Source organism: Parafrankia sp. Ea1.12, assembly GCF_900465275.1.
Lineage (GTDB): Bacteria > Actinomycetota > Actinomycetes > Frankiales > Frankiaceae > Parafrankia > Parafrankia soli.
In genome coordinates, this window is record NZ_UBIZ01000286.1 from 18,948 (window position 1) to 40,075 (window position 21,128).

16 protein-coding genes are annotated in these 21,128 nt (G+C 72.4%); 7 read left to right on the forward strand and 9 right to left on the reverse strand.

Annotated elements, in window-relative coordinates:
* Positions 1-159: 159 nt before the first annotated feature.
* Positions 160-1,098 carry an alpha/beta fold hydrolase gene (locus tag FMEAI12_RS13985; RefSeq protein WP_112106365.1) on the forward strand — a complete coding sequence of 313 codons (939 nt, stop codon included), beginning with the start codon at positions 160-162 and terminating at the stop codon, positions 1,096-1,098.
* Here the strand turns inward: FMEAI12_RS13985 and FMEAI12_RS13990 are convergent.
* The 6 genes from FMEAI12_RS13990 to FMEAI12_RS36620 form a co-directional block, all read right to left on the reverse strand.
* Complete coding sequence (locus FMEAI12_RS13990; protein ID WP_235013987.1) at positions 1,073-1,582, reverse strand: hypothetical protein; 510 nt, start codon at positions 1,580-1,582, stop codon at positions 1,073-1,075. The genes FMEAI12_RS13985 and FMEAI12_RS13990 overlap by 26 nt on opposite strands.
* Positions 1,583-1,624: 42 nt before the next feature.
* Positions 1,625-2,740: a hypothetical protein gene (locus FMEAI12_RS13995; RefSeq protein ID WP_235013988.1), complete on the reverse strand. Its 1,116-nt coding sequence runs from the start codon at positions 2,738-2,740 to the stop codon at positions 1,625-1,627.
* 77 nt (positions 2,741-2,817) lie between these two features.
* The gene (locus FMEAI12_RS14000; protein ID WP_112106368.1) at positions 2,818-4,815 is read right to left on the reverse strand and encodes a VWA domain-containing protein; all 1,998 of its coding nucleotides are present in this window, start codon (positions 4,813-4,815) and stop codon (positions 2,818-2,820) included.
* Positions 4,816-4,918: 103 nt separating this feature from the next.
* Positions 4,919-6,430 (reverse strand): sigma 54-interacting transcriptional regulator, encoded by a 1,512-nt coding sequence (locus FMEAI12_RS14005; protein WP_112106369.1) that lies wholly within the window; start codon positions 6,428-6,430, stop codon positions 4,919-4,921.
* A gap of 114 nt (positions 6,431-6,544) precedes the next feature.
* Positions 6,545-7,030 (reverse strand): transcription elongation factor GreA, encoded by a 486-nt coding sequence (greA, locus tag FMEAI12_RS14010; protein WP_112106370.1) that lies wholly within the window; start codon positions 7,028-7,030, stop codon positions 6,545-6,547.
* Between the two features lie 123 nt (positions 7,031-7,153).
* Complete coding sequence (locus FMEAI12_RS36620; RefSeq protein ID WP_157904188.1) at positions 7,154-7,375, reverse strand: hypothetical protein; 222 nt, start codon at positions 7,373-7,375, stop codon at positions 7,154-7,156.
* Between the two features lie 289 nt (positions 7,376-7,664).
* Between FMEAI12_RS36620 and mca the strand changes: the two genes are divergently transcribed.
* Both mca and FMEAI12_RS14025 read left to right on the forward strand, forming a co-directional pair.
* Complete coding sequence (gene mca, locus FMEAI12_RS14020; protein ID WP_112106372.1) at positions 7,665-8,561, forward strand: mycothiol conjugate amidase Mca; 897 nt, start codon at positions 7,665-7,667, stop codon at positions 8,559-8,561.
* A gap of 97 nt (positions 8,562-8,658) precedes the next feature.
* A complete protein-coding gene (locus FMEAI12_RS14025) occupies positions 8,659-8,964 on the forward strand; it encodes a hypothetical protein (RefSeq protein ID WP_112106373.1) in 306 nt (101 codons plus the stop codon).
* A 63-nt stretch (positions 8,965-9,027) separates the two neighbouring features.
* Here FMEAI12_RS14025 and arfB read toward each other — a convergent pair whose 3' ends face one another.
* Complete coding sequence (arfB, locus tag FMEAI12_RS14030) at positions 9,028-9,459, reverse strand: alternative ribosome rescue aminoacyl-tRNA hydrolase ArfB (protein ID WP_020458478.1); 432 nt, start codon at positions 9,457-9,459, stop codon at positions 9,028-9,030.
* A 190-nt stretch (positions 9,460-9,649) separates the two neighbouring features.
* Entirely contained in the window at positions 9,650-12,718 is a 3,069-nt protein-coding gene (locus tag FMEAI12_RS14035) for a leucine--tRNA ligase (protein WP_112106374.1), read from the reverse strand.
* Positions 12,719-12,995: 277 nt separating this feature from the next.
* On the opposite strand from FMEAI12_RS14035, the gene FMEAI12_RS14040 reads away from it, so the two are divergent.
* Both FMEAI12_RS14040 and FMEAI12_RS14045 read left to right on the forward strand, forming a co-directional pair.
* Positions 12,996-15,005 carry a thioredoxin domain-containing protein gene (locus FMEAI12_RS14040; RefSeq protein WP_112106375.1) on the forward strand — a complete coding sequence of 670 codons (2,010 nt, stop codon included), beginning with the start codon at positions 12,996-12,998 and terminating at the stop codon, positions 15,003-15,005.
* A 205-nt stretch (positions 15,006-15,210) separates the two neighbouring features.
* Positions 15,211-15,741, forward strand: coding sequence for a hypothetical protein (locus FMEAI12_RS14045; RefSeq protein WP_020458481.1), 531 nt, complete (start codon positions 15,211-15,213; stop codon positions 15,739-15,741).
* 249 nt (positions 15,742-15,990) lie between these two features.
* Here FMEAI12_RS14045 and FMEAI12_RS14050 read toward each other — a convergent pair whose 3' ends face one another.
* Positions 15,991-16,608 (reverse strand): hemolysin III family protein, encoded by a 618-nt coding sequence (locus FMEAI12_RS14050; RefSeq protein ID WP_112106379.1) that lies wholly within the window; start codon positions 16,606-16,608, stop codon positions 15,991-15,993.
* 376 nt (positions 16,609-16,984) lie between these two features.
* Between FMEAI12_RS14050 and FMEAI12_RS14055 the strand changes: the two genes are divergently transcribed.
* Complete coding sequence (locus FMEAI12_RS14055; protein WP_112106376.1) at positions 16,985-18,808, forward strand: phosphoenolpyruvate carboxykinase (GTP); 1,824 nt, start codon at positions 16,985-16,987, stop codon at positions 18,806-18,808.
* 668 nt (positions 18,809-19,476) lie between these two features.
* Positions 19,477-20,769, forward strand: coding sequence for a PhoH family protein (locus FMEAI12_RS14065; RefSeq protein ID WP_071059262.1), 1,293 nt, complete (start codon positions 19,477-19,479; stop codon positions 20,767-20,769).
* Positions 20,770-21,128 lie beyond the last annotated feature (359 nt).

The window sequence follows — 21,128 nt, forward strand, 5'->3', positions numbered from 1 at the left end:
CGGCGGTGCGGCGCTCCCCGACGGGCCACCGGCCGGCCCGGGGCGGGAGGCGGGTCACCCCGAGGGCACGTGGATCACCCCTGTGTGACGCGGGTGACATGAAGCCGATTCGCGGCTGTGCACTGACGAAACGGCCGGGTGGTCGCTACCGTCCCGGGCATGAGAATCGTTCCCGTCAACGGCCTCGAGCTGGCCGTCGAGGTGCACGGTGATCCGGACGGACTGCCGTTGGTACTCGTGAGCGGGATGGGACAGCATCTCGTCGGTTGGCATCCCGAGCTGCTCACGAGCATGGTCCGGCGCGGCTACCGGGTGATCGTCTTCGACAACCGGGACGTCGGGCACTCCACTCACCTCGACTGGCACGGCGAGCCCGACCTGCTGGCCATCGTGAACGGCGAGACGGAGCTCGCGCCCTACCGGCTCGAGGACCTGGCCGCCGACACGCTGGGCCTGATGGACGTCCTCGGGCTCGACTCCGCCCACGTCCTGGGCCTCTCGCTGGGCGGGATGGTGGCGCAGATCCTCGCGCTGACCAGCCCCGAGCGGGTGCGCAGCATCACCTCGGTGATGTCACACCCCGGCGATCCCACCGTGAAGCCGACGGACGAGGCCGTCGACCTGCTGCTGCGCCCCAGCCCGACCAACCTGGCGGAGTTCGTCCTCGCCGCCGAGGAGTCCGCCCGGGTCATCGGCTCGCCGGAGTTCGTGCTCGACGTCGAATGGCTGCGTACCCGCTCGGCGGTGCTCTGGGAGCGGCGGCAGAACCCCGCGGGGGTCGCCCGGCAGCTCGCCGCCGTCCTGGTGGCGCCGGACCGCACCGAGGCGCTGCGCGCGCTGCGGGTGCCGGCCCTCGTCGTACACGGCACGCTCGATCCGCTGATCCCCGTCCGCGGTGGACGGCTGACCGCGGCCGCGATTCCGTCCGCGGAGCTGATGGAGATTGACGGGATGGGGCACGACCTGCCCAGACAGATCTGGAGCCGGCTGCTGGACCGACTGGAGGACGTCACGCACCACGGCGAGACCGTGCGCGCGGACGCGGCGCGCACGCGGGCCCCGGACAGCATGGTCAGGACCCCGGTTTCACCACCATGAGCGCGATCACCACGACCCAGCAGGTGACGGCGGCCGCGGCCCCGATGGTGATCATCGGGAGCTGGCGGCGCGCGTCACCGCCGCGTTCGATCTCGTGGACGGCCTTCTGCAGGTTCCGCGCGACCACGGTCATCGTGATCGAGACCGCCGCGAGCCACAGCACGATCGACGCCGCCAGCCACGGGTCGCCGAACCCGCGGACGCTGCCGAACGACCCCTGCCGCACGATCACCAGCCCGAAAAGAACGATCAGGACGGTCGCGGGCGGGTAGTACCTGGTCGTCCGCACGGCGGCGCGCATCCTGGGCAGGCCGGCCGGGCCCGTCCGCACCAGCCCGGGGGCCGCGGCGGTCGTGACGCAGAGCGGCCCGACGAGCAGGACGGCCGAGAGCACGTGGAGGGTGAGGAAGAGCCCGAAGCTGCCCGAGTGCGGCATGTCGAGACCGTATCCAGCGCCGGCGGGGCGCCCGCCGTGGGGCGGCACGACTCCACCTTCGGGTCCACCTTCGGGGCCCCGCCGCGGCGGTCAGAGCTCCATCGCCTGGTAGTACAGCAGCTCGATCGCCCGCCCGAAGTAGGTGCCGTAGATGGTCTGCGACTCGCCGACGTAGGCGTAGCTGACCACGCTGTCGACCCAGCCGGCCCCGGGCCCGGCCCGGCCGAGCCCGATGATCAGCGGTCCGCCGCTGGCGCCACCGGTCATGTCGCAGTTCAGCCCGAGCGACACCGTCCCGTACGGGTCGGGGGAGGGAGCCCCGGCGCAGTAGACCAGCCGGTTGCCGTCGTAGGGCGCCAGCCGCGGGTATCCGAACGCGTACTGCGCGAAGGTGCGGGGCTGGTTGAAGGCGATGCGCTGGGCGCCGACGACGTCCTCGACGTGACGGCCCCCGCGCGCGTTGAACAGGACGAACCCGGTGTCGTAGTCGAAGTCCCCGTCCAGGCCCCAGCCCGGGGTGACAGTGATCCGGCGGGCTGTCCACAGCCCGTACGGCATCCGTCCCTCGGAGTATCCGGGCATGAAGACGACGTTCGTCGCGAACTGGTCGCCCGTGCCCTGGTGCAGGCAGTGGCCCGCGGTCACGGCCAGGTCGCGGCCCGGGCTGGACACGACCGTCGCCGAGCAGGCGTAGTCGACACCGCGCAGCGTGGTGAACAGCCGGCCGACCGTCTTCGTCGCCAGCCCGCCGTAGACGTAGGGGGCGCCGGTGCTCGGCGGCGGCGGCGTGGCGTCGCGCTGGGCCTCGCCGGCCGTGGCGGCCCCTTCCAGTGCGGACGGGGCCGGCCGGTCGCCGCGCTCGGCCGCGTCCGCCGTCTGCGCCCGGGCGCGCCGGTCGGCGGACCAGTACCGCTCGATCCGGGACTGCTCGTAGGGGCTCGCCGCGACCGGCGCCGACATCGGCTCGGCGTAGGGACGTCCGAGCGGTTCGGAGTACGGGCCGGCGAAGGGGCCGGGCAGGTCCGAGAAGGGCGCGGGCGGGACGGCTTCGGTGGCACCGCCGGCCGGGAGGTCACCGGCGGCGGCGGCCGCCAGCGTCGGGACGGTCGGGGCGACCGAGCACAGTGCCGCCGCCACCGCGGCCGCGGCGACCCACCGCCGGCGCCGGTGGGTTCCGAGTCCGTCGCCGCGTCCGCGCTCTGCCACCACGAGTGCGCACGGTAGCAGGTTGATAACTCATGGTGCTCATGTTGGGTCGGGTGGTTCGCCGGCCGACCCGGGGCTCAGCGGGCGACGCGCCGTGAGCCGCGGGAGCGCAGGTAGTCCCGGATGACGTAGCTGCCCAGCGCGGACGGGTCCGGGGAGAGCACCCGCCCGCCGTTGCGGCGGGCCATCTCCTCGACGAAGCGCACCAGGCGGGGCTCGTCGTCCAGCATGAAGACGTTGATCGTGACGCCGCGGCGGGTCAGCCGGTCGACCTCGGCGAGCGTCAGCTCCAGTGTCTCGGGCAGCGGCGGCCAGGAGAAGGACGGCGTGCCGTTGCGCTGCAGGTGGGCTGTGGGCTCGCCGTCCGTCACCACCATGATCACCGGCTCGGAGTCCGGGTAGCGGCGCAGCAGCCGTCCGGCGATGAGCAGCGCGTGCTGCAGGTTCGTGCCCTGGACCATCTCCGAGTCGAGCCCGGCGAGCTCGACCGGGCGCAGCTCGCGGGCGTAGTCGGAGAAGCCGACGATGTGCACCTTGTCCTGCGGGAACCGGGTGGCCACCAGGGTGTGCAGTGCGAGCGCGGTCGACTTCGCCACCCCCCAGGTGCCGCGCAGCGCCATCGAGTAGGAGAGGTCCACGAGCAGGCAGACGGCCGCGCTGGTGCGCCGCTCCGTCTCGGCGACCTCGAAGTCGTCGACCGCCAGCCGGATCCGCCGGCCCCGCCCCGGCGGCCCGCCGCGCAGCACCGCGTTGCGCACCGTGCGGACGACGTCGATGGGCTGGGTGTCACCGAACTGCCAGCGCCGGGACGTCCCGAGCAGGTCACCGGCCGAGCCGGCGTCGGTGAGGCTGTGGTCGCCGCGCCCGCGCGCCGCCACCTCGCGGAAGATCCGCGCGAGCGCCGACTCCCCGATGCGCCGGACGGCCCGCGGCGTGAGCTCCAGCGCTCCGGCGCGGCGGGTGACGAACCCCTGCCGCTCGAGCTCCCGCTCGATCTGCTGCAGGTTGCGCAGGTCGTCGACGGCCGAACGGCCGAGCGCGCGCTCGACGGCCTCCGGGTCGACGTCGTCCAGGGACGCGCCCGGGTAGTCCTGGCTGAGTGAGGCCGCGAGGTCGTCGAGCTCCGCCAGCTCCTCGAGCGCGCTGGTCGCGTCGCCGAGGCCGAGCGGCTCCTCGCCGGTCATCGCGTCGGAGAACCGACCCCGGCCGCGCCCGCGCGAGCGCCCGCCCCAGTCCAGGCCCGGCCGGGCCGACCGCAGCGCCTGCGACAGCCGGGACATCTCGGTGGCCAGGCCCATGTCCTCCATCGCGGTGGACATCAGGTCGGCGAGCTCCTGGCGCTGCTGGGGGGTCAGCCCGGCGAGCAGGCGCGCCGCCGCCGCGGCCCGGCGGGCGAGCACGTCGACGAGCTCGTCGAGGTTGCGCGGGTTCTCCGGGAAGAACTCGCCGTTGCGGCGCATGAACTCGTCGAAGCGGCCCTGGGTGTCCTCACCCCGGGCGTCCGCCTCCAGCAGCTCGTTGAGCTCGCGGACCATCTCGCGCACGCGGGCCATGTCCTCGGGCGAGGCGCCCTGCAGCGCCTGCTTCATGCCGCGGAACTGCGCGTCGAGGACCTCGCGGCGCAGCAGGTCGGAGATCTGCTCGTAGGTCTCGCGGGCCTGCGGCGAGCGCCAGTCGTAGTCGGCCAGCTCGCGCACGGCCCGGGCCGGGTCGGACGGCAGCGCGTCCAGCTCCGCCTCGCGCATCCGCGCCTCGTCCGCCGGGTCGGGGAACAGCGCGGCCCGCTCCTGCCCGACCGCGGTGTCGAGCAGCCGACGGACCTCCTCGAGGGTGCCGTCCAGCCGGCCGCGCGAGCGGGCCTCGCGGCGCCGGCGCTCGATCGCGCGGCGCAGGTCGTCCAGGCCGCGGCGGTTCGGCATGCCCCGGCGCAGCAGGCTTTCCAGGGCCTCCCGGGGCGTGCGCCCCTCGAGGATCTGCCGGGACATCTCGTCCATGGCGTCGGTTGCGGAGAACGGGGAGGCCAGCGGGTCCGGCCCGCCGTCCCATGGGCCGTAGCGGAACTGTCCGGAACTCACCGGTTCCTCCTGGGTGGCCTGTGCCGTGCGGCCGCGGCCGCGTCCGGCGTCGCGCCGGTGGCGTCGCGGATTGGCGGAGTGGTGCGGGGCCCGGCACCGGCGGTCAGCCCCCGTAGACCGTCCGGCCGGGCAGTTCCTCCTTGGCGAGCCGGCGGTTGAGGTGCAGGCCCTCCATCGCCAGCTCCAGGGCGGCCGCGGCCAGCCCCGGCGACTCCGCGCCGTCGATGTCGAGGCGGTTGAGGATCGCCGCCAGGCCTGGGACGGGACCGACCCGGCGCAGCAGCTCGGCGGCCGGGACGAGATCGCCCGTCTCGACCGCGCCGTCGCGCTCGAAGCGCTGCTGCAGGCCGGAGAGGTCGGTGCCGGCCAGCTTCGCCCGGAAGGTCTCCGCGATCGCGCGGCGCAGCAGCAGGGCCAGGACCTCGTCCTCGCGGCCCTCCTCGAGCTGGTCGAACTCGACCTTGCCCCGTACCGCCGGGACGATCGCGGCCAGGTCGACGACCCGCGCGGTGGCGGTGTCCTCGCCGGTCAGCGCCGCCCGGCGGACGGCCGAGGCGGCCACCGTCTCCGCCGCCGCCACCGCGAGCCGGGCCGACACACCCGAGCGTTGGTCCACCTGCGGCGCGTCGCGCACTGCCCGGGTGAACCGGGCGACCACCTCGATGAGGTGGTCGGGCAGCTCGGGCCGGCCCAGCGGCGAGTCGGCCCAGGAGACCACGGCCTCCTGTCGGATGAGCCGCAGCTCGTCGTCCAGGCGCAGCGGGTAGTGCGTGCGGACCTCGGCGCCGAAGCGGTCCTTCAGCGGCGTGATGATCCGGCCACGGTTGGTGTAGTCCTCCGGGTTCGCCGAGGCGACCAGCAGGATGTCCAGCGGCAGCCGCAGCATGTAGCCGCGGACCTGGATGTCGCGCTCCTCAAGCACGTTGAGCAGCGAGACCTGGATGCGCTCGGCCAGGTCGGGCAGCTCGTTGATGCTGAAGATGCCGCGGTTGGTCCGCGGGACCAGCCCGTAGTGGACGGTCTCCGGGTCGCCGAGGGTGCGGCCCTCGGCGACCTTCACCGGGTCCACGTCGCCGATCAGGTCGCCGACGCTGGTGTCGGGGGTCGCGAGTTTCTCGCCGAAGCGCTCCGAGCGGTGCCGCCAGGCGATGGGCAGCCGCTCGCCCACCTCGGCGAGCAGCAGGCGGCACCGGCCGCACACCGGCGCGTAGGGGTGGTCGTTGATCTCGCAGCCGGCGACGGCCGGCGACCACTCGTCGAGCAGGCCGACGAGTGTGCGGATCAGACGGGTCTTGCCCTGCCCGCGCTCGCCGAGGAAGACGATGTCGTGCCCGGCCAGCAGCGCCCGTTCGACCTGCGGCAGGACGGTGTCGTCGAAACCGACGATGCCCGGGAAACGGGTCTCGTCGGCCCGCATCCTGGCGAGGAGGTTGCCGCGCAGCTCGGCGCGCACCGAGCGCTGCCGGTGCCCTGATCTGCGCAGGTCAGCCAGGGTGATCTCGGTCGGCGGAGTTCCGGACCCGGGGGCGTCGGTCGTCTTCCGGGCCGTCGAGCCGACGGTGATCGGGTTCGTCGGAGGCGTGGACGGACTGTGCGGAGCCGGCGGATCTGCCACCAGCCGACGGTACGTCCACGCCGGCCCGCGCGCAGCGGAGTGGGAGGCCGTCCGCTTATGGCGTACTCCGCACCGCTCGCCCGAGACGTCCTCAGAACACGTAGGGCGACGTCCTCAGGACGCGTACGGCGCGACCGAGACGATCTCCACGGTGGCCGGCCGGCCGTTGGGAAGCGTGTACTTCACCGTGTCTCCGGCCTTGTGCCCGGTGACCGCGCCGCCCAGAGGGGAGGCGGGGGAGAACACCTCGATGCTCGCGCTGTGGTCCTCGCGTGAGCCGATCAGGAACCGCTCGGTCTCCTTCTCCCCGGGGAAGCGGATCTCGACGATCGTGCCGGGTCCGGCCTCGCCGGACGCGGAGGACGACGCCTGGCCGACGCGCGCGTCGCGGAGCAGGTCCATCAGCTGGCGGATGCGGGCCTCCTGCTTGCCCTGCTCCTCCTTGGCCGCGTGGTAGCCACCGTTCTCCTTCAGGTCGCCTTCCTCCCGCGCGGCCTCGATCTTCGCGGCGATCTCCGTCCGCCAGGTGCCCGTGAGGTAGTCGAGCTCGGAGCGAAGTCGGTCGTAGGCCTCCTGAGTGAGCCAGGTCTGCTGCGTCACGCGTCACGCTCCTCGAGGGATACCAAAGTTCTTACTTTACTGGAGGGAATCATGGTTGCCGGTTTGTCCGACTCTGTTTCGGCGACACCGTTGTTCCGACGACCCCGTTCCGACCTCGTGAGGTCAGCGCGCGGCCGACGCCACGGCGGTCGGCACGAGGCCGAGCCGAGCGGGTGTTCCGGCCGTCCTCGACGTCGGTTCTCCCGGCGCGCGCGGCCGTCCGTGCGACGGGCCGGCGCGGCCGTTGACCGGTGGCTCGCTCGAGGCCGGGCCGACGACGATGTCGGCGTGCCGGCCGGCGACCTCGCTGTCTTCGGAGCGTGCGCGGACGGTGTATTCTGCCACGGCTCTCGGTGACTTTTCCAGATCGAAAGTGAACTGGGTCTCGCCGGGTGACCGGGTGGCTTCCGTGCCCACCCTGTCGGGGTGACCGCATGGCACCCCGGCGACCCGCCCGAACGCCGGCCGTGTGCCTGGCCGAACGCCTGCCCTTGCGGCGCTACCGGCCGGTAGCCCGGGTACCCGGCGGCCGGTGCGAGGCGCTCGCCGGCCCGCGTCAGGCGCTCACCGTGCACCCGGCTGTCGCCGTGTCGGCCTGGGCTGGGCCCGTCCGGCCGTCAGCCACAATGGTCGCATGTTCCCGGACGAACAGGAGCGTGGTCTGCGGCTCATGGCCGTCCACGCGCATCCCGACGACGAGTCCAGCAAGGGCGCGGCGACGATGGCCCGCTACGCATACGAGGGCCTCGAGGTCCTGGTGGTCACGTGTACCGGCGGCGAGGCGGGCAGCGTCCTCAACCCGGCAATGGACTCTCCCGAGGTGCTGGCCCGGATGACCGAGGTCCGCCGGGAGGAGATGGAGCGGGCGCGGCAGATCCTGGGCGTGCGCCAGGAGTGGCTGGGGTTCCTCGACTCGGGGCTGCCCGAAGGTGACCCGCCGCCGCCGCTGCCGGAAGGGAGCTTCGCCACGCTGGAGCTGGCCGCCGCGTCCCGGCCGCTGGTCCAGTTGATCCGCGAGTTCCGCCCGCAGGTCGTCACGACCTACGACGAGAACGGCGGCTACCCGCACCCCGACCACATCATGACGCACCGGATCAGCGTGGAGGCGTTCGAGGCGGCCGGTGACCCGGCGCGCTACCCCGAGGTCGGCGCTGACGTCGGCCTGGGGCCGTGGCAGCCGCTGAAGCTCTACTACCACCTCACGTTCCACAAGGACCGGATCCTCGCCCTGCACGAGGGAATGCTGGCCGCCGGGCTGGAGTCGCCCTATGCCAAGCGGCTCGACGAGTGGATCGACCGCGCCGAGGACACCGGCCGGCTCACCACCCGGGTGCCCTGCGCCGACTGGTTCGAGGTGCGCGACCGCGCCCTGCTCGCGCACGCCACCCAGGTCGACCCGAGCGGGCCGTGGTTCCAGGTGCCGCTGGCACTGCAGCGCCAGGCGTGGCCCACCGAGGACTACCAGCTCGCCCGGTCGCTGATCGAGGTCGGGATCCTCCCCGAGGACGATCTGTTCAACGGGATCCGCTGACTGTCGGTGGCGCGGCGTAGGGTCGCGGAACGGGCAGACGCACCGGACATCGACATCGGACAGCGGACATAGGACAGCGAACAGGAGGTGCCGGTCGGTGGGTGACACATCCGGCGGAACGCGGCTCGCCGCGGAGATCGGCACGGGTACCGGTGGCGCTCTCGTGGTCTTCGCGCTGATCCTCGCCTCGGTCGCGTTGTTCACGTTCCTCTCGGGCAGCCTGCGCCGGATGCGGGCGAACGTCGCCAGCGGCGAGTTCGGCTCGGAGGCTCGCGAGCGGGGCCGGGCCGCGGCCGAAGATTCGGCGCCGGCCTCCGAACCGGCGGCAGGCAGTGCGGCGGCAGGCGGCGCCGCGACCGGTGGCACGGCGACCGGCGCGGAGAAGGACCCGGACCCGGCCTGACCTGCGGCCCGGCCGCTCGGTCGCCGGGTGCTGCTCTCGGTACCAGTGCTGCTGCCTGGGTGTTCAGTCGTCCGGGCGGTCGCGGCGGGCACGTTTGATCGTGGAGCGGCGCTTCTTGCCGGCCAGCCGGCGCTCGACCGAGCCGCGGGTGGGGCGGGTCGCCTGGCGCGGCCGGGGCGGCGGCGCGGTGGCCTCCCGGAGGGTGCTGGCCAGCCGGGCGAGTGCGGCCTCCCGGTTGCGGAGCTGGGAGCGGTGCTCGGAGGCGGCGAGCGTGAGCACGCCGTCCACCAGCCGCCCGTCAAGGCGGGACAACGCCCGCTCCCGCATCTGCTCCGGGACGGAGCCCGACCGGGCCAGGTCGAACGACAGTTCGACCCGGGAGTCGGAGGTGTTCACCGACTGGCCGCCGGGCCCGGCGGATCGCGAATAGCGCCACGCCAGCTCGCCGGCCGGGATTCCGAAGCCCGGCCGGATCACCAGGACGCTCGGCAGCACCCGTCCATCGTGCCAGCCGGCGGCGGTTGGCGTCCCGGGCGTTTCGGACCCACCGCCGGAGATCGCCTACCGGCGGGCCGTGCCGGGCGTTTCTCCCGGCCGGCCCCACCGGTTGGGCCTACCGGCCGGTTGGGTCAGTCGGCCGGTTGGGTCAGTCGGCCGGTGGGCTCAGTCGGCCCGGCCGGCCGGCTCAGCCCAGGGCGATGTTCACGATCCGGCCGGGGACCACGATAAGGCGCTTGATGGTGCGCCCGGAGGTGTGCCGGGTGTAGTCCGCATGTGCCTCCAGGACCGCACGCACGGCCGCCTCGTCCGCGTCGGCCGGGACGTCGATCGTGAAGCGCACCTTGCCGTTGACCTGCACCGGTAGCCGCACCGTCGCGGCCGCCGCCAGCGACTCGTCCCCCTCGGGGAAGGGCACGGCGCAGACCGAGCCGGTGTGCCCCAGCCGCGTCCACAGCTCCTCGGCGATGTGCGGCGCCAGCGGCGCGGCCATCAGCACCAACGCCTCGGCCAGCTCCCGCGGCGGGCCGTCGAGCCCGGCGCCGAAGCGCTTGCTGGCCAGGTTCGTCAGCTCGATGAGCCGGGCGACCGCGGTGTTGAAGCGCAGCTCGGCGTAGTCGGCGCGAACGGCCAGGATCGTCCGGTGCAGGGCCTGCGCGGTCTCGTCGTCGAGCGCGGCGGCACGGACCCGTGGCTCCCCGGTGCCCTCGTCGATGATGTTGCGCCACAGCCGCTGCAGGAACCGGTAGGAGCCGACGATGTCGTCGGTGCGCCACGGACGGTGGGCGTCCAGCGGGCCCATCGCCATCTCGTACACGCGCAGCGTGTCGGCCCCGTAGCTGTCGTACATCTCGTCGGGGCTGACGCTGTTCTTGAGGCTCTTGCCCATCTTCCCGGAGCGCCGGTTGACCGGGGCGCCCTCGTGGCTGAACGACCCGTCGGCACCCTGGACGACCTCGGCCGCCGCGACGTACATGCCGCGCTCGTCGGTGAACGCGTCCGCCTGGATGTAGCCCTGGTTGTAGAGCCGCTTGAACGGCTCCCTGGTCGAGACCAGGCCCAGGTCGTACAGCACCTTGTGCCAGAACCGGGCGTAGAGCAGGTGCAGCACGGCGTGCTCGACGCCGCCCACGTACAGGTCGACGCCGCCGTCGCCGGCCGGGCCGCGCTCGGAGTGCATCCAGTAGCGCTCGACGGCCGGGTCGACGAAGCGCTCGGAGTTCGTCGGGTCCAGGTAGCGCAGGTAGTACCAGCAGGAGCCGGCCCACTGCGGCATCGTGTTCAGCTCGCGGCGGTAGCTGCGCGGGCCGTCGCCCAGGTCGAGGGTGACCGTGGTCCACTCGCTGGCCCGGGCCAGCGGGGGGACGGGCTCGCTCTCGTCGTCGTCGGCCATCGCCTTCGGCCGGAAGTCGGTCATCTCCGGGAGCTCGACCGGCAACTGGTCCTCGGGTACGGCGCGGGGCATGCCGTCGTCGTCGAAGACGATCGGGAACGGCTCACCCCAGTAGCGCTGGCGGGAGAACAGCCAGTCCCGCAGCCGGTAGGAGCGGGTCGCCCGGCCGCGGCCGTCGTCCTCCAGCCAGCTGATCGTCGTCTTGATCGCGTCGGCCTTGGACAGGCCGGCCAGCACGGGCCGGTCCGTGGCGCCGGCCAGATACGAGCCCTCGCCGCTGAACGCCTCCGGCCAGGACGACGCCGGAGCCCCGGCGGCCAGGTCGCGCTCGGCCAGCCACGCCTCGTCGGGCTCCAGGACCGCGGGAATGGGCAGGCCGAACTCCCGGGCGAAGGAGAAGTCACGCTCGTCGTGCGCGGGCACCGCCATGATCGCGCCGGTGCCGTAGCCGAGCAGGACGTAGTCCGCCAGGAAGACCGGGATCACGCCGCCGCCGACCGGGTTGCGGACGTACGTCCCGGTGAACACGCCGGTGCGGTCGATCTCCGTGCCGCCGCGCTGGCGGTCGCTGCGCCGGGCGGCGAACGCCCGGTAGGCGTCGACGGCCGCCTGGGGCGTCCACTCCCCGTCGGTGACACCGGCAGGGCGTTCCTGCGCGAAGCGCCAGCCCGCCGGGGTGTCGGTCGGCCACGAGGTGGCGGTCAGGGCGTCGACCAGCGGGTGCTCCGGCGCCAGGACGAGGAAGGTCGCACCCGGCAGGGTGTCGGGCCGGGTGGTGTACACCTCGACGTCGATCGGCGCCGGCCCGACCGGGGCATCCACCCCGCCTGCGCCAGCGGTGTCGCCCGCGCCGGCCGTGTCGCCCGCGCCGGTGACCGTGGAGAAGCGGACGGTCGCGCCGTCGCTCGGGCCGATCCAGTTCCGCTGCATGTGCTTGATGGAATCCGGCCAGTCGACCAGGTCCAGGTCGGACATCAGCCGGTCCGCGTAGGCGGTGATCCGCATCATCCACTGGCGCAGCGGACGGCGGTAGACCGGATAGTTCCCGATGTCGCTGCGACCCTCGGGCGTGACCTCCTCGTTGGCCAGCACCGTGCCCAGCCCCGGGCACCAGTTGACCAGCTCCTCGGAGATGTAGGTCAGCCGGTGCGCGTCGACGACCCGGCGGCGCTCCGTCGCGGTCAGCTCCGACCAGGCGGCCTGCCGCGGGTTCGCCTCGGCCGTGCCGGGCCCGGTCGCGGCGCGGTGCCCGGCGTCGAGCTCCTCGACCAGCTCACTGATCGGACGGGCCCGCCCGGCGGCCTCGTCGTACCAGCTGTCGAAGATCTTCAGGAAGATCCACTGTGTCCATCGGTAGTACGCGGTGTCGGTGGTGGCGATCTCGCGGCGGGTGTCGTGGCCCAGCCCCAGCCGGGAGAGCTGGCGGCGCATGTTCGCGATGTTCGCCTCGGTCGTCACCCGGGGGTGCTGGCCGGTGTTGATGGCGTACTGCTCGGCCGGCAACCCGAAGGCGTCGTAGCCGAAGGTGTGCAGGACATGGCGCCCGGTCATTCGCAGGAAGCGGGCGAAGACGTCCGAGCCGATGTAGCCCAGCGGGTGGCCCACATGCAGGCCGGTTCCGCTCGGGTACGGGAACATGTCGAGGACGTAGAACGGGTCACGGCCGCGGACCGCCTCGAAGCCCTCGGACAGCGGGCCCGTCGGGTTCGGCGACTCGAAGGTGCCCTCCCGCAGCCACCGCTGCTGCCAGTGCCGCTCGATCTCGGCGGCCAGCCGGGAGTCGTACCGGTGGGGCAGGTCGCCGTCACCGGCCGCGGTTCCCGCGGGCACCGCGGCGGGGCCGCGCTCGGTCGTCTCGCTCATGGCAGGTCGCATCCCAGGGCTTCGATCACTGTTGACCCGCCCGCGTTCGCGCGCCCTGCCGACGACGGCCGTCCGCGGGCCCAGCGAGGTCGTGGCGGTCGAGGCGGTCGTGAACCGGAGCGAGTGAACAGCGGGGATCACCTTCGGCCTCCAGCGTATCGGTTCGGCCACGGCCCCCCTCCTCCCGCGCACGGCTGTCGCGAGACTGTGGGCCGGAGGGGCCCTGATTGCCCTGGCGCGGCCGATGTCCCGGCCGTGGCGATGGCATGGTGGTGCGGTGCCCAACAAGCTCGCGGAGCAGACGTCCCCCTACCTGCTGCAGCACGCCGACAACCCGGTCGACTGGTGGCCCTGGGGGCCCGAGGCGTTCGCCGAGGCCACCACCCGCGGGGTGCCGGTGTTGCTCTCCGTGGGCTACGCGGCCTGCCACTGGTGCCACGTCATGGCGCACGAGTCCTTCGAGGACCCCGAGATCGCCGCGTACATGAACCAGCACTTCGTCAACATCAAGGTCGACCGGGAGGAGCGCCCCGACGTCGACTCGGTGTACATGGACGTCACGGTCGCGCTCACCGGGCATGGCGGTTGGCCGATGACGGTGTTCCTCACCCCGGCCGCCGAGCCGTTCTTCGCCGGCACCTACTTCCCACCCCGGCCGATGCGGGGCAGCGCGTCGTTCCCCCAGGTCATGGCGGCCATCGTGGACGCGTGGACGGCGCGCCGGGCGGAGGTCGAGCAGTCCGGGGCGGACATCGCCCGCCAGCTGGCGGAGGCGGTGGCGCCCGGTGGAGCGGCGTCCGGCGGTGGGGCCACAACACAGATCACGGCCGACCTTCTCGACCGGGCGGTCGCCGGGCTGGCCGACCGGTTCGACTCCGTACACGGCGGGTTCGGCGGGGCGCCGAAGTTCCCACCGTCGATGGTCGCCGAGATGCTGCTGCGGAGCTGGGCCCGCACCGGGGACGGCCGGGCCCTGGGAATGGTGCGCGAGACCTGCGAGCGGATGGCGCGCGGCGGGATGTACGACCAGCTCGGCGGCGGCTTCGCCCGCTACAGCGTGGACGAGTCGTGGACCGTCCCGCACTTCGAGAAGATGCTGTACGACAACGCCCAGCTGCTGCGGGTCTACCTGCATCTGTGGCGGGCCACGGGCCTGCCGCTGGCCGAGCGGGTGGTGCGCGAGACCGCGGCCTTCCTGCTCGCCGACCTGCGTACCCCCGAGGGGGGCTTCGCCTCGGCGCTCGACGCCGACGCCGTGCCGGCGGGCAGCCCCGGCGGCCATCCCGAGGAGGGCGCGAGCTACTCGTGGACGCCCGCCCAGCTGGTGGACGTGCTCGGCCCCGACGACGGTGCCCTGGCCGCGCGGGTCCTGGGGGTCACCGCGGAGGGGTCGTTCGAGCACGGGACGTCCGTGCTGATGCTGCCGGCCGACCCGGAGGACCCCGCCAGGTTCGCCCGGGTCCGGGCGGCGCTGGCCGCCGCGCGCGCCACCCGCCCACAGCCGGCCCGGGACGACAAGATCGTCGCGGCCTGGAACGGTCTGGTCATCGGGGCGCTCGCCGAGGCGGGCGCGCTGCTGGGCGAGCCGTCCTGGGTGGGGGCCGCCGAGCGCGCCGCCGAGCTGCTGCGGGACGTCCACCTGCATGAGGGCCGGCTGTGGCGGACCAGCCGGGACGGCCGGCGCGGCCCCAACGCCGGTGTGCTGGAGGACTACGGGTGTGTCGCCGAGGGCTTCCTCACGCTGCACCAGGTGACAGGCACCGCGGGCTGGCTCGCGCTCGCCGGCGAGTTGCTCGATGTGGTCCGGGCGCGGTTCGCGGCGCCGGACGGCGGCTACTTCGACACCGCGGACGACGCCGAGGCGCTGCTGCGCCGGCCGCGGGACGCCTCCGACTCGGCGACCCCCTCGGGCCAGGCGGCCGTCGCCGGCGCCCTGCTGACCTACGCGGCGCTCACCGGCTCCGCCGATCACCGGGACAGCGCGCGGGCGACCGTCGAGCAGCTCACCCCGCTGTTGAGCCGGGACGCCCGTTTCGCCGGCTGGGCGGGTGCCGTCGCGGAGGCCCTGCTGGCCGGGCCGGCCGAGGTCGCGGTGGTCGGCCGGCCGGATCTGGAGCGTCTGGCCAGGCTCGGCACCGCTCCCGGCGCGGTCGTCGTCACCGAGGGCCCGCTGACCGCGGGCCGGGACGAGCCGGCCGTCTACATCTGCCGGGACTTCGTCTGCGAGCTCCCGGCGCGGACCCCGGAGGAGGTCCGCGCGCGGCTGGGAGTGCGGCTTCCAGCCTGACTCGATCAGCCTGACCCGATTGGCACGGGCCGGTTTGTTCGCTGAGGCCGAACGTGCCTGGTCCGGACGGCCCGCGCACTGTCACGATTGGCTGTGTAAGCATGTAATCGGCGGCGCGGGCCGGGCGCGGCGTGAGCGGCCGGCCCGGGCGGGGCCACCGTGCCGCCCGACCGGGCGTGCCATCCGACCAGGTGAGGGGTCTGTCATGGCCGGTCTTCGCGGGCGTGGGGGCGGACGGGGAGGCGAACGGCCCGAGCCCGTCCCGGCCGATGACGTCGCCGCGTGGTTCGCCCGCCGAGTACCCGACGGCTGGTTCACCGGGCCACCGAAGGTCACCGTCGACCGGGACGAGATCACCGTGGTCGGCGCGCTGCCGCCGTCGGACGCGGACCGGGTCGGCCGAATCCGCGGATTCCGCGAGGAGACCCGGGACGCGCGAATCGGCATGGCCCGGGAGGCGGAACTGCGCTACGGCCGCAGCGTGTCCTGGGGGGTGTCGCTCGGAGGTAGTACGGAGTTGTTCACCACCGTGTCCGTTCCGGTGATGACCCGGCTGCGCCAGCCCGAGCGGCAGGTTCTCGACACCCTGGTCGATTCCGGGGTGGCGCGCAGCCGGAGCGAGGCCCTTGCCTGGTGCGTGCGGCTGGTGGGGGAGAACGCCGACACCTGGCTCGCCCGGTTGCGCGAAGCGATGGAAAAGGTAGAGCAGATCCGGTCGGAAGGACCGGGAATCTAGTCCCGTCCCGACTGTCTGTCGTCGAATCTTGGACGGTGGGTCCGACCGGCCGAGGGTGAATCCGCCGGCGGCCACCGGTCACCCGTCCCGGGTGATTCGGCATTTCGTATCCCGGTCGGCCGGGCCAAGGGGCCGGACTTTTGGCCCGGCCGGGTGACCGCCCGTGGTGGATCCGGGCACGGCCTTCGGTGGCGGGCGGCGGGGCCGCGGTCACCGCCGCGTCACAAACACGTGCGGGTGTGCCGGGAGTCAGCCGAGCATGGCGATCATCAGTGCTGTGTAGTGACAGCCGGCGGCGACGAGGGTGAATGCGTGGAACACCTCGTGGTACCCGAAGGTGCTGGGTGCCGGGTCAGGTCGGCGGGTGGCGTACACCAGCGCGCCGAGGCTGTAGCAGGCGCCGCCCACCAGTAGCAGGACCATCGCGGCCACGCCGGCCTGGTGCATCAGCTCGGGTATGACGAAGACGGCGACCCAGCCCAGGGCGATGTAGAGCGGGACGATCAGGAAGCGCGGCGAGTGCAGCCACAGCATGCGCACCAGCACGCCCAGCGCCGCGCCGCCCCAGACGACGGCCAGCACGATGCGTGCGGTGTGCTCCGGCATCGCGATGAGGGCGAATGGGGTGTAGGTGCCGGCGATGAAAATGAAGATCATAGAGTGGTCGAGGCGCTTCATCAGCGAGCGGGCGCGTGAGGTCGACCACATTTTTCGGTGATAGAGGGCACTGGTTCCGAACAGTGCGGCAATGCTGATCGCGTAAACGCCCACCCCGAGGCGGGCCCTCAGTGTCGTGGCCAGTGCCACCGCAATGACGCCGAGTGCGAGGCTCACAGGGAATGCTCCGGCGTGTAGCCACCCCCGCATGCGCGGTCGCACCAGGTCACGCGGATGGGAGTTCGAGGTCGCGTCGTCGGAGCCGACGGTCTGCCGCGCGGGGGAGGCCACGGGGCAGAACGATATCGGGTCGGCATCGGGGTCACGAAGCGGAGCCGACCAGCGGCGGTCGGTCCGTCCCGGTGCGTGATGGATCCTACGTTTCCGCGTACTGCCTACCGCGCGACTCTGCACCGAAAGAGCGGTACAGTCTAATGATCCTGAACGCGGCCTCGAACTGCCCCGTTTCCCACAGGTTTGTACCTGGGTGTCTGGTGGTGTTCGGGTGCGAACGCGGCACCTGGCTCACGGCACTCGCACACGGGACGAGAACGCGACAGGTTCAACTCGACCGGAGGTGTGAGCTGTGACGACCGCGGCACAGATTCCCGGGCTGGATGCCGCCCCCACCAAGCACGCCAGGCTGCTCGCCTGGGTGCGTGAGATCGCCGAACTCACCCAGCCGGACCGTATTGAATGGTGCGACGGCTCGGAATCCGAGTTCGATCGGCTGACATCACTGCTCATCGACAAGGGCACTCTCGTCCAGCTTGACGACGAGAAACGCCCGAACAGCTTCTACGCCGCTTCGGACCCCAGCGACGTGGCGCGTGTGGAGGACCGGACCTACATTTGTTCGGAAAAGGCCGAGGATGCCGGCCCGACGAACAACTGGCTTGATCCGGCCGAAATGCGCACGAAGCTGGGTGAGCTCTTCTCCGGATGCATGCGGGGACGGACGATGTATGTCGTCCCGTTCTGCATGGGTCCGCTCGGTTCGCACATCTCGGCGCTCGGCGTCGAAATCACGGACTCGCCCTACGTCGTCATCTCCATGCGCACGATGACCCGTATGGGAACTCCCGCGCTGGACCAGCTCGGTGACGACGGCTTCTTCGTCCCGGCGGTTCACTCACTGGGCGCGCCCCTGGAGCCGGGCGCGACGGACGTCCCGTGGCCGTGTAATTCGACGAAGTACATCACGCACTTCCCGGAGACCCGCGAGATCTGGTCGTACGGCTCCGGTTACGGCGGCAACGCGCTGCTCGGCAAGAAGTGCTACGCCCTGCGCATCGCCTCGGTCATGGCGCGTGACCAGGGGTGGCTGGCCGAGCACATGCTGATCCTCAAGCTGACCTCGCCGGCCGGCAAGGTCCACTTCATCGCCGCCGCGTTCCCGTCGGCATGCGGCAAGACCAACCTCGCGATGCTGATCCCGACGCTGCCCGGCTGGAAGGCCGAGACGGTCGGCGACGACATCGCCTGGATGCGCTTCGGTGACGACGGCCGGCTCTACGCCGTCAACCCGGAGGCGGGTCTGTTCGGGGTGGCGCCGGGCACCGGCGAGGAGACCAACCCGAACGCGGTCAAGACCCTGTGGGGGAACGCGGTCTTCACCAACGTCGCGCGGACCGACGACGGTGACGTCTGGTGGGAGGGCCTCACTCCGGACAAGCCCGCGCACCTCATCGACTGGAAGGGCCGGGACTGGACGCCCGACTCGACCGAACCGGCCGCGCACCCGAACGCCCGGTTCACCGTGCCGGCGAGCCAGTGCCCGACCATGGCGCCCGAGTGGGAGAACCCGGCCGGCGTTCCCATCTCGGCGATCCTGTTCGGCGGCCGCCGCGCGACGGCCGTCCCGCTGGTGACCGAGGCGCCGGACTGGCAGCGCGGGGTGTTCTTCGGCTCGATCGTCTCCTCCGAGACCACTGCCGCCGCGGCCGGGGCGATCGGCAAGCTGCGACGGGACCCGTTCGCGATGCTGCCGTTCTGCGGCTACAACATGGCCGACTACTTCGCCCACTGGCTGGAGATCGGCAACAAGGCCGACCCGGACAAGCTGCCGCGGATCTACTACGTGAACTGGTTCCGCAAGAGCCCCGAGGGCCGTTACCTCTGGCCAGGGTTCGGCGAGAACAGCCGCGTGCTGGCCTGGGTCGCGAGCCGGCTCGACGGCGAGGCGAAGGGCACGGAGACCCCGCTGGGCATCCTCCCGGCCCCGGGCGAGCTCCCCACCGAGGGCTTGGACGTCTCCGAGGCCGACCTGGAGACGCTGCTCTCCGTCGACACCGAGGTGTGGCGGCAGGAGGCGGAGTTGATCCCGGAGCACTACAACACCTTCGGCGACCGCCTGCCGGCCCAGCTGTGGGCGGAGCACGAGGCACTCACCAAGCGCCTCAACGGCTGACGGCCAGCCAGTCAGCTCGCGCGGGCTGAGCTCGGCGCGGGCCGGGCTTCTCGAGGACTGAACGGCCTCGAGGGCCAGGCGTCTGGACGGCTGACGACCGGAGGAGACCGACCGCACCGCGGCCGGTGTCCCTCCCCGGGGCGTCGAACCGGCGTCCGCGATCATTCGCGGGCGCCGGTTCGGCGTTTCGGGGACGGCCGCGTCGCGGGGACGGCGCTGCGGGGAGCGCGGCCCGCGGCCCGTGCCGGCGCGGGGTAGCCGAGGGCGGGGTGCGCGCGGGACGGGCCCCGTGCCGTCGAGGCTGGTCCGCGGTGGGAAGAGTCTCACCGCGCCAGGAGGTCCGAGCGCCGCCGGCGCCGCGACCTGAGAAGAACTGCTCGGTTTCGGTCCGTGAGATTATTCGCAGAGGGTGACTAGAACCGAGTCTTCGCCGAGCATGGACCACGAAGGGCACACAAAGACAAGCGAAGCGTGTTGTAAGAAGTTGGTCGCCATCTTGCGGGGTGGCGGCTAACGTGAGAGCCCTAGCGTCTCAAGTCGTGGTCCGACATCGGGTCGGCCACTCGGGAGGCCCCTCGGTGCCGCAACTGCGACAACGTCAGGAGGCCGGTACCCGGCTCCTGCTCAGGGGCCCGGTCCCGGATACCTCCGAGTAAGCGGGTGGGCGTGTGCCACGAACGCATGTCGTCGACACAAGCGTGCTGCTCTCTGATCCTGGCGCGCTGCTGCGGTTCGCGGAGCACAATGTCGTGCTCCCCCTGGTCGTCATAGGGGAGCTGGAAGGTAAGCGAAACCACCCGGAGCTGGGTTGGTTCGCCCGGGAGGCACTGCGCATCCTGGACGACCTCCGGATCCGCCACGGCCGGCTGGACCAGCCACTGCCGCTGGAGACCGGTGGAACGCTCCGAGTGGAACTTAACCACACCGACTCGTCCGTGCTTCCACCGGGGTTCCGCGTGGACGACAACGACTCCAGGATCCTCTCGGTGGCCCTCAACCTCGCGCGTGAAGGCGCCGAGGTGGTGCTGGTCACGAAGGACCTGCCGCTGCGTGTGAAGGCATCCGTGGTCGGGCTCGCCGCGGAGGAGTACCAGGCACTGTCGCCGGTCGACAGCGGCTGGAGCGGGATGGCGGAGCTGACCGTCAGCCAGGACGATCTCGACCGGCTCTACGCCAAGGAGCTCGTCGAGGCCGCGGAGGCGGCCGACCTGCCCTGCCACACCGGCCTCGTGCTCACCGCGCCCGGAGGGAGCGCCTCGGCACTCGGCCGGGTCACCGCCGACAAGTCCATCCAGCTCGTGCGCGGCGACCGCGACGCCTTCGGGCTGCACGGCCGCTCCGCGGAGCAGCGGGTGGCCCTCGACCTGCTCCTCGACCACGAGGTCGGCATCGTCTCCCTCGGTGGCCGCGCGGGTACGGGAAAGTCCGCCCTCGCCCTGTGCGCCGGCCTCGAGGCGGTCATGGAACGCCGGCTGCACCGGCGGGTCGTCGTCTTCCGCCCGCTCTACGCCGTCGGCGGCCAGGACCTCGGTTACCTGCCCGGCAGCGAGAACGAGAAAATGGCACCGTGGGCGCAGGCCGTCTTCGACACCCTCGGCGCGCTCGTGTCGCCCGAGGTCATCGAGGAGATCGTCGATCGGGGCATGCTCGAGGTGCTCCCGCTCACGCACATCCGCGGCCGCTCGCTGCACGACGCCTTCGTCATCGTGGACGAGGCACAGTCGCTTGAGCGGGGCGTGCTGCTGACGGTCCTGTCCCGGCTCGGCCAGGGCTCGCGGGTCGTCCTCACCCACGACGTCGCCCAGCGCGACAACCTGCGGGTCGGCCGTCATGACGGAGTCGCCTCGGTCATCGAGACACTCAAGGGCCACCCCCTGTTCGCCCACGTCACCCTGACCCGCTCCGAGCGGTCCCCGATCGCCGCCCTCGTCACAACCATGCTCGAGGACCTGGTGCTCTGATCGGGCCCAACCGGCCGAACTGGCCCAGTTTGGCCTAACCACCCCGAACACCTCCCCGAACCACCCACATCCACTGGACGTCCACTCCCGCGGAACATCGGGGCGCCCAGGGACCGTCGCTGCCCGGGCACGCCGCGGTGCCCGGGAGGCGTCGGGTGCCCGGGGGCGTCGGTCTTCGGGGAATCCGGGTGTCCGGGAACGCCTGCCCCGACGGCAGGCCCGGGGTGCGCGGCGACATCGCTGAACCGTGGCGGGTGAGTGAGTCTATAGACCCCCTCACCCGCCACAGACAGCCGCCACATATCGGCCCGGGCGCCAGGATGCTTGGGGGTGCAGGGCGTCGGGGAACGGGGTTGGGG